19 protein-coding genes are annotated in these 14,834 nt (G+C 50.3%); 12 read left to right on the top strand and 7 right to left on the bottom strand.

Annotation, left to right across the window (positions count from 1 at the left end; all coding sequences use genetic code 11):
• The first annotated feature begins 251 nt into the window (after positions 1-251).
• From DYA43_RS07965 to btuD, 8 genes are all read left to right on the top strand, one after another.
• Positions 252-863 carry a flavin reductase family protein gene (locus tag DYA43_RS07965; protein WP_020432559.1) on the top strand — a complete coding sequence of 204 codons (612 nt, stop codon included), beginning with the start codon at positions 252-254 and terminating at the stop codon, positions 861-863.
• A gap of 13 nt (positions 864-876) precedes the next feature.
• Positions 877-1,905, top strand: coding sequence for a nicotinate-nucleotide--dimethylbenzimidazole phosphoribosyltransferase (gene cobT / locus DYA43_RS07960; RefSeq protein ID WP_061056587.1), 1,029 nt, complete (start codon positions 877-879; stop codon positions 1,903-1,905).
• Positions 1,905-2,705, top strand: a complete 801-nt coding sequence (locus DYA43_RS07955) for an adenosylcobinamide-GDP ribazoletransferase (RefSeq protein WP_061056586.1) — start codon at positions 1,905-1,907, stop codon at positions 2,703-2,705. The genes cobT and DYA43_RS07955 overlap by 1 nt, the downstream gene beginning before the upstream one ends.
• Entirely contained in the window at positions 2,702-3,244 is a 543-nt protein-coding gene (cobU, locus tag DYA43_RS07950) for a bifunctional adenosylcobinamide kinase/adenosylcobinamide-phosphate guanylyltransferase (protein ID WP_020432556.1), read from the top strand. Before DYA43_RS07955 ends, cobU begins: the two co-directional genes overlap by 4 nt.
• The gene (locus tag DYA43_RS07945; RefSeq protein ID WP_061056585.1) at positions 3,241-3,855 is read left to right on the top strand and encodes a histidine phosphatase family protein; all 615 of its coding nucleotides are present in this window, start codon (positions 3,241-3,243) and stop codon (positions 3,853-3,855) included. Before cobU ends, DYA43_RS07945 begins: the two co-directional genes overlap by 4 nt.
• Positions 3,856-4,073: 218 nt before the next feature.
• Positions 4,074-5,102, top strand: coding sequence for a succinylglutamate desuccinylase (locus DYA43_RS07940; protein ID WP_020327518.1), 1,029 nt, complete (start codon positions 4,074-4,076; stop codon positions 5,100-5,102).
• A gap of 111 nt (positions 5,103-5,213) precedes the next feature.
• Positions 5,214-6,209: a vitamin B12 ABC transporter permease BtuC gene (btuC, locus tag DYA43_RS07935; protein ID WP_024374158.1), complete on the top strand. Its 996-nt coding sequence runs from the start codon at positions 5,214-5,216 to the stop codon at positions 6,207-6,209.
• The gene (gene btuD, locus DYA43_RS07930) at positions 6,196-6,951 is read left to right on the top strand and encodes a vitamin B12 ABC transporter ATP-binding protein BtuD (RefSeq protein ID WP_061056584.1); all 756 of its coding nucleotides are present in this window, start codon (positions 6,196-6,198) and stop codon (positions 6,949-6,951) included. The genes btuC and btuD overlap by 14 nt, the downstream gene beginning before the upstream one ends.
• A gap of 345 nt (positions 6,952-7,296) precedes the next feature.
• On the opposite strand, the gene DYA43_RS07925 is transcribed toward btuD, so the two are convergent.
• Positions 7,297-7,527 carry a PAS factor family protein gene (locus tag DYA43_RS07925; protein ID WP_020327515.1) on the bottom strand — a complete coding sequence of 77 codons (231 nt, stop codon included), beginning with the start codon at positions 7,525-7,527 and terminating at the stop codon, positions 7,297-7,299.
• A gap of 209 nt (positions 7,528-7,736) precedes the next feature.
• Here DYA43_RS07925 and DYA43_RS07920 point away from each other — a divergent pair, with 209 nt between their 5' ends.
• Positions 7,737-8,219: a GNAT family N-acetyltransferase gene (locus tag DYA43_RS07920; RefSeq protein WP_061056583.1), complete on the top strand. Its 483-nt coding sequence runs from the start codon at positions 7,737-7,739 to the stop codon at positions 8,217-8,219.
• A gap of 52 nt (positions 8,220-8,271) precedes the next feature.
• On the opposite strand, the gene DYA43_RS07915 is transcribed toward DYA43_RS07920, so the two are convergent.
• Positions 8,272-9,429, bottom strand: coding sequence for an MFS transporter (locus DYA43_RS07915; protein ID WP_162268964.1), 1,158 nt, complete (start codon positions 9,427-9,429; stop codon positions 8,272-8,274).
• A 302-nt stretch (positions 9,430-9,731) separates the two neighbouring features.
• Here DYA43_RS07915 and DYA43_RS07910 point away from each other — a divergent pair, with 302 nt between their 5' ends.
• Together DYA43_RS07910 and DYA43_RS07905 are read left to right on the top strand one after the other, a co-directional pair.
• Entirely contained in the window at positions 9,732-10,184 is a 453-nt protein-coding gene (locus DYA43_RS07910; RefSeq protein WP_020432547.1) for a GyrI-like domain-containing protein, read from the top strand.
• A 32-nt stretch (positions 10,185-10,216) separates the two neighbouring features.
• On the top strand, positions 10,217-10,450 hold the full coding sequence (locus DYA43_RS07905) for a hypothetical protein (protein ID WP_061057225.1): 234 nt from the start codon (positions 10,217-10,219) through the stop codon (positions 10,448-10,450).
• Positions 10,451-10,509: 59 nt separating this feature from the next.
• On the opposite strand, the gene DYA43_RS07900 is transcribed toward DYA43_RS07905, so the two are convergent.
• The 4 genes from DYA43_RS07900 to DYA43_RS07885 all read right to left on the bottom strand — a co-directional run bounded on the left by DYA43_RS07900 (position 10,510) and on the right by DYA43_RS07885 (position 13,499).
• Entirely contained in the window at positions 10,510-11,085 is a 576-nt protein-coding gene (locus tag DYA43_RS07900) for a nucleoside triphosphate pyrophosphohydrolase family protein (protein ID WP_024374151.1), read from the bottom strand.
• A 126-nt stretch (positions 11,086-11,211) separates the two neighbouring features.
• Positions 11,212-11,562 carry a DUF2750 domain-containing protein gene (locus DYA43_RS07895; protein WP_020432542.1) on the bottom strand — a complete coding sequence of 117 codons (351 nt, stop codon included), beginning with the start codon at positions 11,560-11,562 and terminating at the stop codon, positions 11,212-11,214.
• A 109-nt stretch (positions 11,563-11,671) separates the two neighbouring features.
• Positions 11,672-12,232, bottom strand: a complete 561-nt coding sequence (locus DYA43_RS07890) for a DUF1415 domain-containing protein (protein WP_020432541.1) — start codon at positions 12,230-12,232, stop codon at positions 11,672-11,674.
• A 46-nt stretch (positions 12,233-12,278) separates the two neighbouring features.
• The gene (locus DYA43_RS07885) at positions 12,279-13,499 is read right to left on the bottom strand and encodes an MFS transporter (RefSeq protein WP_024374149.1); all 1,221 of its coding nucleotides are present in this window, start codon (positions 13,497-13,499) and stop codon (positions 12,279-12,281) included.
• Positions 13,500-13,652: 153 nt separating this feature from the next.
• Here DYA43_RS07885 and DYA43_RS07880 point away from each other — a divergent pair, with 153 nt between their 5' ends.
• Positions 13,653-14,522 carry a LysR family transcriptional regulator gene (locus DYA43_RS07880; protein ID WP_032081651.1) on the top strand — a complete coding sequence of 290 codons (870 nt, stop codon included), beginning with the start codon at positions 13,653-13,655 and terminating at the stop codon, positions 14,520-14,522.
• A gap of 3 nt (positions 14,523-14,525) precedes the next feature.
• On the opposite strand, the gene DYA43_RS07875 is transcribed toward DYA43_RS07880, so the two are convergent.
• Positions 14,526-14,756, bottom strand: a complete 231-nt coding sequence (locus tag DYA43_RS07875; protein ID WP_055452327.1) for a glutaredoxin family protein — start codon at positions 14,754-14,756, stop codon at positions 14,526-14,528.
• Positions 14,757-14,834 lie beyond the last annotated feature (78 nt).

Below are 14,834 nucleotides of genomic sequence, written 5' to 3'. Positions count from 1 at the left end.
GCGATCGTTGATTAGCAAACATAACATCTCCTTGCTGTGAGTTATCGCTGACGACAGTGCATACCTGCATCATCTGTACCAAGAGTATAGTGTATAAATTGATCAATGGCTTATAGGCGGTGGTTTACAAATCGATCACCCTTTCGGCAAACAAACCGAAGAGAGGGGCAAAGTTTGGTATCCGTCATCGATTGCGGGTAGACTGCAAAACGATGTCATTTTCCTCTCTTTGTCAGCTTACGGATTAGCTCATGTATATTGATTTCAGCCAGTGGGACCCTTCCGCTATCTACCATTTGATGACGCAAACTGTCGTGCCACGTCCGATCGCCTGGGTGCTGACGGAATCGACGGACGAAAACTTCAATCTGGCACCATTTTCCTATTTTACTGCAGTGTCGAGTCAGCCTCCTTTGCTGATGATTTCGATTGGCAAAAAGCCTTCCGGTGAAATCAAAGACACCGCCCGCAATGCCAAAGAGAAAGGCAAACTGGTGATCCATATTGCCGATGTGGGATTGGCTGAAGCGGTTACCAAGACGGCCGCAACACTTGAACACGGCGAATCAGAAGTGACCGCAAGCGATATTGAGCTGAGTGAATTTGAAGGCTTTGCATTGCCTCGCGTAAAAGCATGCCCGGTGGCATTTGGCTGCACGCTTTACGAAATGCAGGAGATTGGCGCTACACCGCAAACGCTTTTGTTTGCCAAAGTCGAACAGGTTTATCTTGATGAGCGCATCATCAAGATGCAGGGTGAGCGCCTGAATGTCGACGCACTGACGCTCGACCCGCTGTCACGTCTTGGCGGTGGCGAATACGCCACGCTCGAAAAAACATTCACTATTCAACGCCCACAATAACCAGGAATTACACATGTTAGATCTTTCATTCCACGCCGCCATTACCCAGCGCATTGACCAAAAAACGAAGCCGCTGGGCGCACTAGGGCAACTGGAGCAGGTGGCGTATCAGTTGGCGTTGATTCAAAGCCAAGGGCAAAGCAGTGCTGCGACGCAAATCTGTATTGAGCAACCAACCGTGTTGGTGTTTGCCGGCGATCATGGGATTGCTGATGAAGGCGTGAGCATTGCGCCGAGCGCGGTAACACAACAAATGGTGTTGAATTTTCTCGCGGGCGGAGCCGCGATCAACTGCTTCTGCCGTGCCAACCAAGTGGCGATGAAAGTGGTGGATACGGGTATTTTGTTGCCAGTGGAATCTCAGCATCCGGACTTTATTGTGCAGCGTTTGGGCGATAGAACTGAAAACTTTGCCCATCATGCGGCAATGAGCCACGAACAAGTAGAGAAAGGTCTGGCACTTGGTCAGGCGTTGACCGAACAAGTCATTGATGGCGGATCCAATCTGGTGATGTTTGGTGAGATGGGGATTGCCAATACCAGCAGTGCAGCTGCGCTGCTTTCTGCACTGAGTGGTTTGTCGGCGGAGCGGTGTGTGGGCATGGGCACTGGCATCTCCGAGCAGCAGTATCAGAAAAAGCGTCAGTTGGTAGGGCAGGCTGTCGCTCGCTGCCAAGGCTTGGATGTGAAAGCTGTCTTGGCTGAAGTGGGCGGCTTTGAAATCGTGCAAATGGTCGGCGCGTTTTTGGGCGCGTCACGCCGCAACACGCCAGTGGTGGTCGATGGCTTCATCGTGACCGTGGCCGCTTATGTTGCCACGCTGCTTGATCCGAATGCGCGTGATGTGATGATTTTTGCTCATCGCTCACATGAGTCCGGCCATCGCGCGGTGCTGGAGTTGTTGGATGCGCAGCCGCTATTGGATTTGGGCCTACGCCTTGGTGAAGGGACTGGCGCTGTATTGGCAGTTCCGTTGCTGCGCGCGGCGGCGGAGTTTTACAACACCATGGCCAGCTTCGCTGAAGCGGGAGTGACGGTGTAATGCCAACGGTGCTCAAGTATCAATGGGAGCTGTTTTTGCTGGCCGTGAGTTTTTTTTCCCGCTTGCCGGTTCCGGCGTCTTTGCCTTATAGCAGTGAACGTATGAATCAGGCCGGGCGCTATTTTGCACTGGTCGGATTGTTATTGGGCGCGTTGTGCGCGGGAGTCTTTACGCTATTCAGCCATCTGTTTTCGCCTGCCATCAGCGTGTTTCTGTCCATGGTGGTCAGTTTACTTCTGACTGGCGCATTCCATGAAGATGGCCTGACTGATATGGCCGATGGCATTGGCGGTGGCATGACCGTGGAGCGCCGTCTGACCATTATGAAAGACAGCCGCATCGGCACTTATGGCGCTTCGGCGTTGGTGATGGCGCTACTGGGTAAATTCTTGTTTTTAAGTTCGCTGGCTGAACAGATGTCGCTCTTTAGCGTGTGGCTGTTGGGCTACACCTTAAGCCGCGCGGTGGCAGCCTCGCTCATCTACGACATGCCGTATGTGTCCGACCCTGACAGCAGCAAATCTAAACCTTTGGCGAACCGACAGAGCCGTAAAGAGCTGGCATTGCTGCTGGTTAGTGGGCTTATTCCTTGTCTGTGGTTTAGTCCGCAAGTGTTTGGCGGAGCGGTGGTACTGAGTGTGGCGATTCGCTGTGCGCTCAAACATTGGCTGATGAAACGCCTTGGCGGCTTTACCGGAGATTGTCTCGGTGGTACCCAACAGATTGTGGAACTGAGCCTCTACTTATTGCTGCTGGCCTATTTGCACGTTGGCATCGCGGTGAGCGGAGGCCTGTTATGAGTGTCCATCTGATTCTTGGTGGCGCGCGCAGCGGCAAGTCGAGTTTTGCGGAACAAAAAGCGAAACAGATAGCGGCGCTCGGCGCCGGGCAGCTTAATTACGTCGCGACGGCGATTGCTTTTGACAGTGAAATGCAGCAGCGTATTTTGCATCATCAGGCGCAGCGCGGCGATGAATGGTGTGAACATGAAGCGCCAACGGCGTTAGCCGAGACATTGTCTCAATTTACCCGCCGCGATGTGGTGCTGGTGGATTGTCTCACGCTGTGGCTGAACAACGTGATTTACAATCAGGGCGAAACGCTGAGCGCTGAGGCCATTTCACTGCGAGTCACTGAGCTTACCGAAACGCTCGGCCGGATCGAGGCAACGGTGATTTTGGTGTCAAACGAAGTGGGTCTTGGTGTGGTGCCGCTGGGTGAGGTGTCGCGTCTATTTGTCGATCATGCAGGCTGGATGAATCAGGCGATTGCCCGACAAGCCGATAGTGTGACGTTGATTGCTGCGGGCTTGCCGCTGGCGCTGAAGGGAACGCTATGAACCGTGTTTTCTTGTTGCGTCATGCTAAAACACTCGGCCCACCTGCACTTAACGGCTCTACCGATGTCGCAGTGGCAGACGCGGTGCAGAATGAACTTGCCCTATTGCTCAGCAAACACGGTTTTACCCACATCATTACCTCCCCCTTGCGTCGTTGCGCTGATTTAGCGTACAAGCTCAAAGCGCTCAATCCATCGATAACACTGAGCGTCGAAGCAGATTTCCAGGAAATGCATTTTGGCAAGTATGACGGGCAGACCTTTGATGACTTGAGTGCGCATTGGTCGGAATTAGAGGCGTTCTGGCAATCACCGACAGACAACCCGCTACCCGGAGCAGAAACACTTCAGGCTTGTCATCAACGAGTGAGTAACGCTTGGCAGCGCTGGCTTCCCACCTTACAAGACAACACCTTGGTGATTGCTCATGGCGGGACTATACGTTTATTGCTGGCGCACGTACTGCAAACCGATTGGCGCAATCCGGTGTGGTATTCATCGCTGGCAATAGGCAATCAGACCCTGACTCAGCTGGATGTTTTCTCTACACAGCCACCGATGGTGACTGTGAGGAACATCGGAATTGAACTCAAAGATAAGCCACTGAACTAATTGAATATAGAGTATCTCAAGTGGTTAGTGGTAGAATCCGCCGTTAGTAATCGATTCATCCGTCAGTAATTGATACATGATGGCTGGGCGCGTGTGTTAAAAAGTGTGCAGTACGGCATTCAGTCCCCTTGGGGCCGGTCTTGATAAGTGAGATCGCTCCAACATAATTCGACTGTACAATTCTTTAACATAACCGCTGTGCAATAAAGGAGTAGCGCATGACGAAGTCCCTCTTTCGCCAATCTTTTCTTTTTGACAGTTTAGATCTCGAGCAGTCTGTCGCCAGCGGAGAAATGCAAACCGCAGCTGGTGTGACGCTGAAACTGCATGAGCGCGGTGTGTTAGAAGTGCTGCCAGCAGAGCAGGACGAATCCACCCGACACATTGTGATTTCCAGTGGTATTCACGGTGATGAAACCGCGCCGATGGAGCTGATGGATAAACTGGTCGATGACATTATTTCTGGTTTTCAACCGGTTAAAGAGCGCCTGCTGCTGATCATTGCGCATCCGAAAGCGACCAACCAGCACACACGCTTCATCGAGGTGAATCTGAATCGCCTGTTTGACGATAAGCCGCATGATTCCAGTGAAGAGCTGGTGATCGCCGACAATCTGAAAATTCATCTGCAAGATTTCTTCGCCGGAACTGAGATGTCCTCTCGCTGGCACCTTGATCTGCATTGTGCGATCCGCCAATCCAAACATTACTCTTTTGCCGTCAGTCCGAAAGCACGCCATGCGGTACGCAGCCACGCCTTGATGGATTTTGTTGAGTCTGCCCATGTGGAAGCGGTAATGCTGTCGAACGCGCCAGCCAGTACATTCAGTTGGTACAGCGCGGAACATTTTGGTGCTCAGGCTCTGACGATGGAACTGGGGCAGGTAGCGCGTATTGGTGAAAACGATCTGCGACGTCTGGTCGCGTTTGATTTGGCGCTGCGTGATTTGGTTGCCCGGGAGAAATCCGAGCATCTGCCGAAAAAGACCATTATGTATCGGGTCAGTCGCACGATTGTTCGCTTACATGACGACTTTGATTTTCGTTTTGACGACAACGTTGAAAACTTCACCTCCTTTATGCATGGAGAAGTGTTTGGCCATGATGGCGACAAACCGCTGATGGCTAAAAACGAAGGGGAAGCGATTGTTTTCCCGAACCGATATGTTGACATCGGCCAGCGTGCGGCGTTGATGGTATGCAAAGTGGATACCCGCTACGAAGAAGATCAACTGGTCTACGATTAAGGGCTGAGCAACCCCGTTGAGGGTGGACAACTAACACTTTCTATTTGATTGGCTTAACGTTATGGTTAAGCCAATCTTCTTTCTGGCGCCGACCATTTACCTGAGTACTGCATGGATTTTAGTCAGCTTCTACAACAAAAACAGCGTCGCTGGCAGCGCGCTGCGCTCATCATGCTGGTCTTGCTTCTGGTTGCCAGTGCCGCCTATGTGATGGTCGGCGAAATCTTCATTTCTCCTTTTTCTGCGATGTCGCCGTTGGAGCAACAGCTGGTGGTTGAACTGCGTCTTCCACGTCTGGTTGCAGCGATGGTGATCGGTGCCGCCCTGGCCGTTTCCGGGGCAACGCTTCAGGTCTTGCTGGGCAATGTCCTCGCTGAGCCGGGGATTATTGGTATCTCAGGCGGTGCCAGTGTGGCGATGGTGATTTTGCTGTTTTTCTTTCCCGCAGCCGCCACTCCTATCGGCTTTATGCTCTCGGCGATTGCCGGTTCGCTGTTGTTTACTCTGTTGCTGGTCTCGATTGCGAAGGCGATGCGCCTGACAACCACTCGGTTGTTGCTGGTTGGAGTCGCACTGGGGATCTTATCGGGTGCGGTGGTCACCTGGGCTTTTTATTTCAGTGATGATTTGAGTCTGCGCCAACTGATGTACTGGCTGATGGGCAGTATCGGTGGTGCCAGTTGGTACCAACACACGTTATCCTTAGTCGCTGTGCCAGTCATCGTCTGGCTGGTTTTACAGGGTAAAACACTCGATAAACTGATGCTGGGCGAAACCCACGCCAAGCAACTCGGAGTAGATGTGATAACGCTGCGCTGGAAACTGATCCTCGCGGTGTCGGTACTTGTTGGTGCGGCAGTCGCACTTGGTGGCGTGATCGGTTTTGTCGGATTGGTGGTGCCACATTTGTTGCGCTTGGCATTCGGTACCGAAAACCGCATGCTGCTGCCACTCTCCGCTATCTGTGGTGCTCTGTTGCTGGTTTTTGCTGACACCATCGCCCGTTTGGCCTTGGATTCGGCAGAGCTACCGCTCGGTGTTGTGACAACCACACTCGGCGCGCCTGTTTTCATCTGGATGTTGGTGAAAAGTCATGATTCGCATTAAGAGCTTACACGTGGAATCACGCCTGCTGCCGTTGTCGTTTGACTGTCAGCCAGGCGAAATTCTACATGTTGTCGGCCCGAACGGTAGCGGAAAAAGCACTTTGCTGGCTGCGCTGTCCGGCGTGTTGGACAGTGTTGGTGACATTCATATCGCGAATATGGATGTGCGCGCGGCATCCCTGAGTGAACTGGCGCTGCATCGCGCGTATCTCTCCCAGAGTGAAAAGCCTGCGTTCAATCTCGACGTATTTCAATATCTGGCTTTGTCACTGCCAGCGTGCGCTGCTGAGAAAGGGGATGATGTCAATCAGGTCATTACTTTCATCACTGGGCTGCTGAACATCAACGATAAGCTGCATCGCTCGATCCACCGTTTATCCGGGGGAGAATGGCAACGAGTGCGTCTTGCAGGCAGTTGCCTGCAAATTTGGCCGTCACTGAATCCTTACGCCAAGTTGCTCATTTTGGATGAGCCGGCGGCACCGCTGGACATCGCTCAGGAAGGATTGCTGTATTCACTGATTCAGCAGGTTGCCGCTAAAGGCATCACGGTAATCATGGCTAACCACGACCTCAATCGTTCGCTACGCCATGCTGACAAGGTGTTGCTCCTCAGTCAGGGGGTTGTGCACTGTGTTGACACTCCACAAAACGTTCTCACGGAGCAAAATCTGGCTCAAGTGTTTGAAACTTCTGTGAAGCGCGTCGAAGTGGAAGGGAAACCTTACTTAGTTTTCGACTAATTTTGGTGCACAGAGCACAATTTTGGGTCGGCTACCACTTTGGAGTAATCACTCATTTTTACGACATATTCTTATTTTTATTTAAAATCAATGGCTTAATAAGTTTTAAAAAGTTGGCACGCAAATGGCATTAGTAAGATCGATACATTCTCGTTCTTGTTAGGCTTTTTATAGTCTCCTTAGCCACCTTGCTCCCAAGGTGGCCTTTTTTTGTTCGTTTTCTAAGCAAAAGCAAAGCATAGTACCAATGTGTATGAACTGATACCTAGGGCATTCGGGATACAAGGGAAGTGAGAAACAAAAACGGCCCTGGGGGATTGGGCCGTGAGTGAGAGGTGGACTTGATTAATGCTCTGGGGTTTCCAGTAGTTTAACCGCGCAATCCACAGCATTATGAATGCCTTCAGAACTCTCAAGTTTTCCGGAGCTGGCAGGACCAAGCGCACAAGAATACAACGCCAGTTGCTTATCGAACGGCAAATCTAACTGCTCGTAAAGATTTTGTCGGATCTGGGCGTGTTGTTCAGGTTCTTGGCTAGCAAGGCTAATCAAAGTTTCATAGATAAGCGTTTTCATGTAACTCCCTTTTTATTCTATTGCACGGAGTGCATATGAATTCTATCCGCTTAGCCAAGAAAAATCGCACGTCACAGTCACACAACAAAACATTCAAAAACGATTCACAAGATATGGTACTGTGAAACGCGGCTTATTTGAGGGTTGAGTTAAAAAACAACGCTGAAAGTAACCCAACTCACCAAACTATGTCATCAGGGAGACGTTAAGTGTTAAGGGAAATCAACCGAGCGGATTTTGCATCCTTCTGGCCAACATTTTCACGCATCATTCAGGCTCAAGAAACGTATGCCTATGATCCGCACATGACCCAAGACCAAGCGTATCAATTGTGGTGTGAAGCGCCGCTGAAGACTTACGTCTATGTTGACGGTGATGCAGTTCTGGGAACGTATTACATCAAACCCAACGCGATGGGGCCGAGCAATCACATTTGTAATTGCGGCTATATGGTCGCAGATGAGGCCCGGGGAAAAGGGATCGCGCGCCAAATGTGTGAAGATTCACAGCAACAAGCCTTGGCGCTTGGCTTTGAAGCGATGCAGTTCAACAGTGTGGTTTCGACTAACGAAATCGCAGTGAGCTTATGGCAGAAACTGGGGTTTACGATTATCGGCAGATTGCCTAAAGCCTACCGGCATGGCCGTTTAGGTTATGTGGATAGCCTGGTGATGTATAAATGGTTGAAGTAAAAGCACTGCTTAGTACCAAGACTAAGCAGTGCTGAGCCTCACGAAAGGAGCGTTATCGCTTCAGCCAATAAGCCAGGCACCCCGCGGTCACTGTCATACTCAAGGTGATGATCAGGACGATTCCATCCAAAGCGTCTATGACGCCATACTGCTTGGCCATCACCCCGACAGCCGCAGGCGCGAGACCGCCAAGCAAATATCCTAAGCTTTGAACGATGCCGGACAGACGAATAGCGTCGGTTGGTGTATGCGTTACTGCCAACGGCAGTTGCAGTACCAACGGGAAGAAAATACCAATGCTCATGCTGAGTAATCCTATCAACAACCAAACAGGACCGTTGGCTACATAGCAGATTGGAGCGAGGGTCAACAGCGCCGTGGCCAACAAAACGGTTCTGCTTTCGCTATGACGCAGTGAAGCAACAAACAGCGGATAGCTAAGGCTGGTAAGTGTACCGATGATGATAAACACAAAGGTGCACTGATTGGCAGCAGTTGCGCTTTCGCCCTGAGCGATCAACCATTGCGGCAACCACGCCGCGATGGCGTAATTCAATCCTGATTGAAGGCCAAACAATAGCGTTAACGCGATGATCAGAGATCGTTTAACCACCAGTACAACGTTGACTACAGAGTAAGAATCTTGTTCACGGGATGGCATGCCTGTTGAAAAGGCAATCAGACTCAGCAGCGTTGGCAGGGCCCAAATCGCAAGGCCAAACTCAAAACCGCCCAAAGCGGAGCCAACAGGCGTGGTCAGAATCGCCGCACAGCCAGAACCGATGCCCATGGATGCAGCATACCAACCAATTGCAAGTGGCGTATATCGCCCTGAGTGCTGCTTGATAAAGCCAGACAGCACTGGCCTAATCAGCGCATCACCAATCCCCACCAACAGAGATGTGAACAGCAGAACGCTGAACCAGTATGTCTGCACACGAAGCGTTTCACCAACGGCTACCAACATAAAACCGATCAACAACGTCATCTTTATTCCTGCGCGTTGTGCCACCCAATGGGCAAGGGGAGAGAGCAGCCCCATACACATGACCGGAATAGCGGTCAGTAATCCCAATAAACTCTCAGGCACTTGAAAATGCGTTTGAATCTCGGATAGAGCCGGAGCGATGGAGGTGATGCCGGGTCGCAGGGAAAACCCCGCAATAAAGATCAGCGACAGGATGACAAGAAAGGAGGGTTTGTGATTCATAAACAGATCTCCGCACTGCGTACTTTGCAGACACATCAACACACAGCGCTCATATACATGAGAACGAGTGCGTTGATTGACGTTAACGCGTACGGATATGTCGTTGGGTATGATAGTGAAGCTCACTGACAAGTCAAATTTTCATAGTGTGACCCAGCTAAATCAATAGGTTTCATATGATTGTTAGAGTGAATGGCTTAAGATGCGCGTAGAGTGATTTATCATGAAAAACAGCGAGTTCACCCAAGCGGGTAAACGGAGTTATCGCGCAGGACAACAACATTCAAAATCAGGAGCAGGGTTTGGAACAGGTTAAGGTGGCACAAAAAGAGATTCGGGGACTGACGCTGCGAACGTGCAATGCGGATGAAATGAATCCTCAACGGGCGAAAATACCCGCTCATGTCGCGTACGTCGACGCCAATGTCCATATTGACTATGCGGCTGGCGCCCGTGCATACAGTGTGTACTTCAACTATGCATCGGACGTTAACGGCGAGTTCGATGTGCTGATGGGATCAGATCAGGTAGCAGAAGCAAAAGCCCCCCTGCAGTCTGTCACTATCGAACCGGGAAGTTATCTGAAATTTACTGCCCAAGGTGATTTCCCTGCCGCGGTAATTGAAGCGTGGCAGTCAGTATGGCGTTATTTCAGTGCCGAAGAGTGCGAACACACTCGTGCATACACTACCGATTTTGAGCATTATGAAAATGCGAATACCGTGAGCGTGTATATTGCTTTGCGGGAAGCTTAATGGCTGGTAGGTGGAGTAAAGGACAGCAGATGATGTTGAGACAGACGGAAGTTCACTTGTGTCATCCGTGTGGCGTGGAAACGCATCACATCGTGATTCTGGTGAGGAAGCCGAGCCCTTATCAGGATGATCCCCATAGAAAATGGAAAGAGTTTATTGCGGGTGCCGTTAAAGGTTGGGCGCTCGGAAGCTTTGTTGCGTCAATGGACGAATTTTCTCGCCACCTTATCTGTGAAAACTGCGGTCATAAAACGATCGAAGACTAGTTCCACCTGATCAAAAGAAGCCAGAGAGTACTCTGGCTTTTTTTATTCGCATGCTGAGCTTATTGAGTCAGCTTCGCCAGATCAGCAGGGCGGTAGTAAACCGATTTCAGTACTTTGCCCTGACGAATGGTTTTACCTTCAGAGACAAAATCCTGCGCACATTTTGCGATGATGTAATCGCCTTTCTGCACGGCCATCAGTTTGATGCCTTGTTCTGCGTAGAAAGCTTCAGTTTCTGAGTATTCTTGTTCGTTGCGGCACACTTTACTCATGTTTGAGCTGTGAACTTCGTCCCAGCAAGGAAGGAAGTCGATACCACGGTTCGCAGCAACGTTCAGCAGCAGGTCAATCAGGTAGCTGATCGCCAGGTTATCGCTGACTTTGGCATCACCCAGGTGCACCAGACGTCCCATCAGTACATAAACGCTATCGACGATCGCATCCGCTTGCTCAGTTTTGTTGTCCGCTTCGGCAAGTTCGGTCAGTTCTTCAATCGCCAGAGAGGTGTGCAGCGTATCTGCTTTGTCATCCAGGCTGGCTGGAGTGGCGACTGGCAGGTCAAACGTGCTACGAAACTCAGTGATGTCGCGGTAAAGGTGATCGTAAATGTCTTGCGTCAGCTTAGATAAATGCATGCTTTCAGTCCGATTGCTTGAAATAAAGCGCCAATGGTAGCAGAGCTTGCCATTAGCGGCTATGTAGAGAAAACGTGTTGTTCAGAAATAATTAAGGCGCTGCAGTGAGCGCCTTAACAGAAGAGATTACAGATACATCTTGGCGAGTTCTGAAGGCTCAACTTCTTTGCCATCCAGATTCGCGTTCCAGTTGGTACCAACCAGCACGCCATCTTCGCCCAGAGTGATCAGCCAATCTTCAACGAAGATATCCAGCGGGATTTCCAGTACTTCGAAATCGGCCCACTCTTCGACGTTATGAAGTTGCGCGTCTTCTTTTGATGACCAGAAGGGCATCACTTCGCTGTCTTCAAACTCGGTCGATTCACAAGACAACCAGCCTTCTTCATTACGCAGACCCCAAACAAGGTTGTTCTCTTGGGATTCTTTGATGAACAATTCAAGGTTGGCTTGAATATCTGTCGTTAATTTGCTCATTTTATTCTCTCACTAAGAATGATGGCGTAAGAGTAGCATTTTCAACGGTTAAATCCCATTAAGATTTGGTGGATGTCCCACTTTTCTACCGTCGAATCCGTTCATTTCACTAGCGGAACAGATAAGGGAACAAGGCCTTACGTTCTGCTTCGGTGAGGTTTGACACGCGTTCAATATTGGTATCGGGAATGGCTTCCGGATTCGGATAATGTTTGAGTACTTTTTCCATACTCTCTTCGCGGATCAGATGAAAGATCGGATAGGGCGCGCGGTTGGTGAGATTTTCCGCATCTTCCGGCTCAGTACCAGCAAAGTAGTAATTCGGATGGAATGTGGCGACCTGAAAAACGCCTTCCCAATCTTGCTGGCGAATCAGAGCTTCCACCCAGTCGATAAAGAAGTTGTAGTCGGTGAAATCTTGCAGCATATCTGGCACGACGACCAGAGTGGTTTCCAGCTCCTGCGGCTCTTTGGTGTCTAGTTCCAGCAGTTGATCAAGAATGTCCTGCAGCAGATCCTCTTCGCGGGTTGCGTTGCTGACACAAATCTTAATTTGTTGGTTGCGCTGAGGTTTGGCCGCAAACGGGCACAGGTTCAGGCCAATCACCACATCGTCTAACCATTGGTTTACGCTGGCGGCGACGGCCTGATTATCGGTAGTTGAGCTCATATTCTTGTCGTCGTTGTTTTAAATTTCGCGGCAAGAATAACACAACTTAGTGAGAAGATTTCAACACTGTGGTTGCGCTGGTCGCTGCATTGCTTTTGTGACGCAGGCTCAGACGCCAACACAGGGTAAACAACACGGCATACAACACCATGCCGCCAGCGGTCACCATCTCCCAGCCGCCATGTTGCCAGCAATACAGCAGATAGAACCCGCCCAGACTGCCGCCCACATAATAGTGCACCAAGTAGAGCGCGGTCGCGGTCGCTTTGGCTTCGGTCGCCTTCTGGCTGACCCAGGCGTAAGCCAATGTATGGGTGAAAAATGCACCAAAGCTAATCAGCATGAGGCCCAGCATCATGAATGGAATCGATTCGACCAGCGCAATCAACATACCGGACATACTCAGCGCGGCGCCCACCACCATACCTGTAATTGGCGGGTAACGTTTGGTCCAGTTGGCGGTGAGTTTTGAACTCAGCGTACCCGCCAGATAGCAGAGGAAAATCAGAGAAGCCAGGCCAATTGGCATTGAGTAAGGTTCGGCTACCAAGCGAAAACCCATGACCGAATAAAGGTTAACAAACAGCGCAAAATTGGTGCCGCCAATCAGCATCGCCAGCCAAATAGTGCGGTTGGAAAGGTGTTTGACCAGAGCGCGATTGTGATGGAAAAACATGCCGCGCTGTGGTTTGAAGTTCACTTGAACGGGCAGGCAGGCCAGTACAATCAACGCGCCGATAAAGGTGAAGCCAGCCATTGCGATCACCGCTTGTTGCCAGCCCAGTGCGTCGGTAAGCAGGCCACCAAAAATACGTCCGCTGATGCCGCCCAATGAGTTCGCAGCGATATAGCCGCCAATGGCTTTGCTGAACGCTTGTGGTGACAGCTCTTCGACCATGTACGCAACCGCAACAGACGCAAACGCCGCCAGCGCCACGCCCATTAGTGCGCGCGCCAAAACTAAAACCCAGAAGTCGCTGCTGATTAGCATCACGGCTCCGATCATCGGCATCGCAAACAGGCCAAGCAGCATCACACGGCGGCGACCAATGGCCTCAGAGCTGATTGCCCAGGGTACTAAACTGACAGAAAGAGCTAAAGTAGACGCTGCGAACAGCCAGTTGATCTGCGTTTCAGAAACAGCGAAATGTTTGGCCATATAAGGCAGCATCGGTTGAAACAGGTAAAGGTTACAGAAAACCAAAAATGACCCAAAGGCGAGGGCGAAGGTTACTTTTCGATACTGGGGGCTGCTCAATTCAATCATGGCGACAACTCAAACTAGGCTCATACGACGATGTGATCAAAGTATCAGTGCAATGCGAATTAATAAAATATATTAAAATTATTGTTGTCATATATTCTGTATATGGAGAAGCCAGACTCAAATGTTTTGGTTATCACCACAGCTTGGAGCCTTATGGAAACCCGTCATCTCAAACATTTTGTTACGGTAGCGCGCAATGAAAGCTTTACCCAAGCCGCACAGGAACTGCACATTGCGCAGCCTGCGTTGAGTATCTCGATTAAGAAGTTTGAGCAACAACTCGGGGTGGTATTGTTTAAACGCGATGAACGCAAAGTGACGCTCACTCATGAGGGTTCGGTGTTGCTGGAACATGCCACGCGCATTCTGCAGCAAATTGAAGATGCACAACTGGCAATGGATGAACTCAAAGGGCTGGTAAAAGGGGAAGTACGTCTTGGCGCGCCGAGCATGATGGGATCGTACTTTTTTCCGGAAATCGTGATGGCGTTTAAGAGTCATTTTCCCAATCTTAAAATGACTGTGATTGAAGCGGGTACTCAATCGATTCGGAAAATGTTGTTGTCGGGTGAGCTGGATATCGGCGTAATTCTCAATCACGATCTACCACCCGATCTGGAGGTCGATCCGTTGTTGTCGTCACAAATGGTGGCCGTGGTGGGCAAAGAGCACGAACTGGCGCAGCGTAAGCAGATAGAGTTTAAAGAGTTTTTTGAACATGAACTGGTGATGTTCAAGCCCGGTTACTTTCACCGCGAATTTATCGATAAGGTGTGTAAAGAACACAAACTCAGCGCCAATTTTTCTTTTGAAACCAATTTGTTGCCAATGATTTTGAGTATCGTTAAACATGAATACGCGATCACGGCGCTGCTGGAATTGGTCACGGATAACGAACCGGAGGTGAAAGCGATTCCGTTTCACCCGCCAGTCTGGCTCGATTTAGCGCTGGCCTGGCGCAAAGATGGCTACTTGTCTAATGCCGACCGAACTTTTATCGAGTTCGTGAAGCAATATGTTTAGGGTTTATTTGCTGTTGTAAATACGATCGAAGTTGGTCGGATTCCAGCCAATCATCACGCGGTCACCGATTTTCAGCACCGGTACACTGCGCACACCCAGCGCATCGAGTTCTTTGCGGCCGCGTTCCATTTTGGCGTTACACAGACGGTACTTCACCCCTTTAGAATCCAGATAGCGCTGGGCATCTTTGCAGTGTGGGCATTTATCTTTAATGTAAAGGACAACTCGTTTCATGGTGGTGCTCGCAAAGTAGAAAGGCGCAGAGTTTAACGGCGAACGCCAGTTGATGCAAATTGGCGGGATGATTCATAG

This window comes from Vibrio fluvialis, assembly GCF_900460245.1.
In the GTDB taxonomy this organism is placed as follows: Bacteria; Pseudomonadota; Gammaproteobacteria; order Enterobacterales; family Vibrionaceae; genus Vibrio; species Vibrio fluvialis.
This window is presented reverse-complemented; position numbering and strand designations above follow the sequence as displayed.

What these genes read in the sequence shown, in the direction of transcription:
- DYA43_RS07955 (WP_061056586.1), top strand. Translation starts at nt 1,905, where the DNA reads ATGCCAACGGTGCTCAAGTATCAATGGGAGCTGTTTTTGCTGGCCGTG.
- DYA43_RS07895 (WP_020432542.1), bottom strand. Translation starts at nt 11,562, where the DNA reads ATGAGCAAATTAACGACAGATATTCAAGCCAACCTTGAATTGTTCATC.
- DYA43_RS07885 (WP_024374149.1), bottom strand. Translation starts at nt 13,499, where the DNA reads ATGATTGAATTGAGCAGCCCCCAGTATCGAAAAGTAACCTTCGCCCTC.
- btuC (WP_024374158.1), top strand. Translation starts at nt 5,214, where the DNA reads ATGGATTTTAGTCAGCTTCTACAACAAAAACAGCGTCGCTGGCAGCGC.
- DYA43_RS07945 (WP_061056585.1), top strand. Translation starts at nt 3,241, where the DNA reads ATGAACCGTGTTTTCTTGTTGCGTCATGCTAAAACACTCGGCCCACCT.
- DYA43_RS07965 (WP_020432559.1), top strand. Translation starts at nt 252, where the DNA reads ATGTATATTGATTTCAGCCAGTGGGACCCTTCCGCTATCTACCATTTG.
- cobT (WP_061056587.1), top strand. Translation starts at nt 877, where the DNA reads ATGTTAGATCTTTCATTCCACGCCGCCATTACCCAGCGCATTGACCAA.
- DYA43_RS07915 (WP_162268964.1), bottom strand. Translation starts at nt 9,429, where the DNA reads ATGAATCACAAACCCTCCTTTCTTGTCATCCTGTCGCTGATCTTTATT.
- DYA43_RS07900 (WP_024374151.1), bottom strand. Translation starts at nt 11,085, where the DNA reads ATGCATTTATCTAAGCTGACGCAAGACATTTACGATCACCTTTACCGC.
- DYA43_RS07905 (WP_061057225.1), top strand. Translation starts at nt 10,217, where the DNA reads ATGTTGAGACAGACGGAAGTTCACTTGTGTCATCCGTGTGGCGTGGAA.
- DYA43_RS07925 (WP_020327515.1), bottom strand. Translation starts at nt 7,527, where the DNA reads ATGAAAACGCTTATCTATGAAACTTTGATTAGCCTTGCTAGCCAAGAA.
- btuD (WP_061056584.1), top strand. Translation starts at nt 6,196, where the DNA reads ATGATTCGCATTAAGAGCTTACACGTGGAATCACGCCTGCTGCCGTTG.
- DYA43_RS07890 (WP_020432541.1), bottom strand. Translation starts at nt 12,232, where the DNA reads ATGAGCTCAACTACCGATAATCAGGCCGTCGCCGCCAGCGTAAACCAA.
- cobU (WP_020432556.1), top strand. Translation starts at nt 2,702, where the DNA reads ATGAGTGTCCATCTGATTCTTGGTGGCGCGCGCAGCGGCAAGTCGAGT.
- DYA43_RS07880 (WP_032081651.1), top strand. Translation starts at nt 13,653, where the DNA reads ATGGAAACCCGTCATCTCAAACATTTTGTTACGGTAGCGCGCAATGAA.
- DYA43_RS07875 (WP_055452327.1), bottom strand. Translation starts at nt 14,756, where the DNA reads ATGAAACGAGTTGTCCTTTACATTAAAGATAAATGCCCACACTGCAAA.
- DYA43_RS07940 (WP_020327518.1), top strand. Translation starts at nt 4,074, where the DNA reads ATGACGAAGTCCCTCTTTCGCCAATCTTTTCTTTTTGACAGTTTAGAT.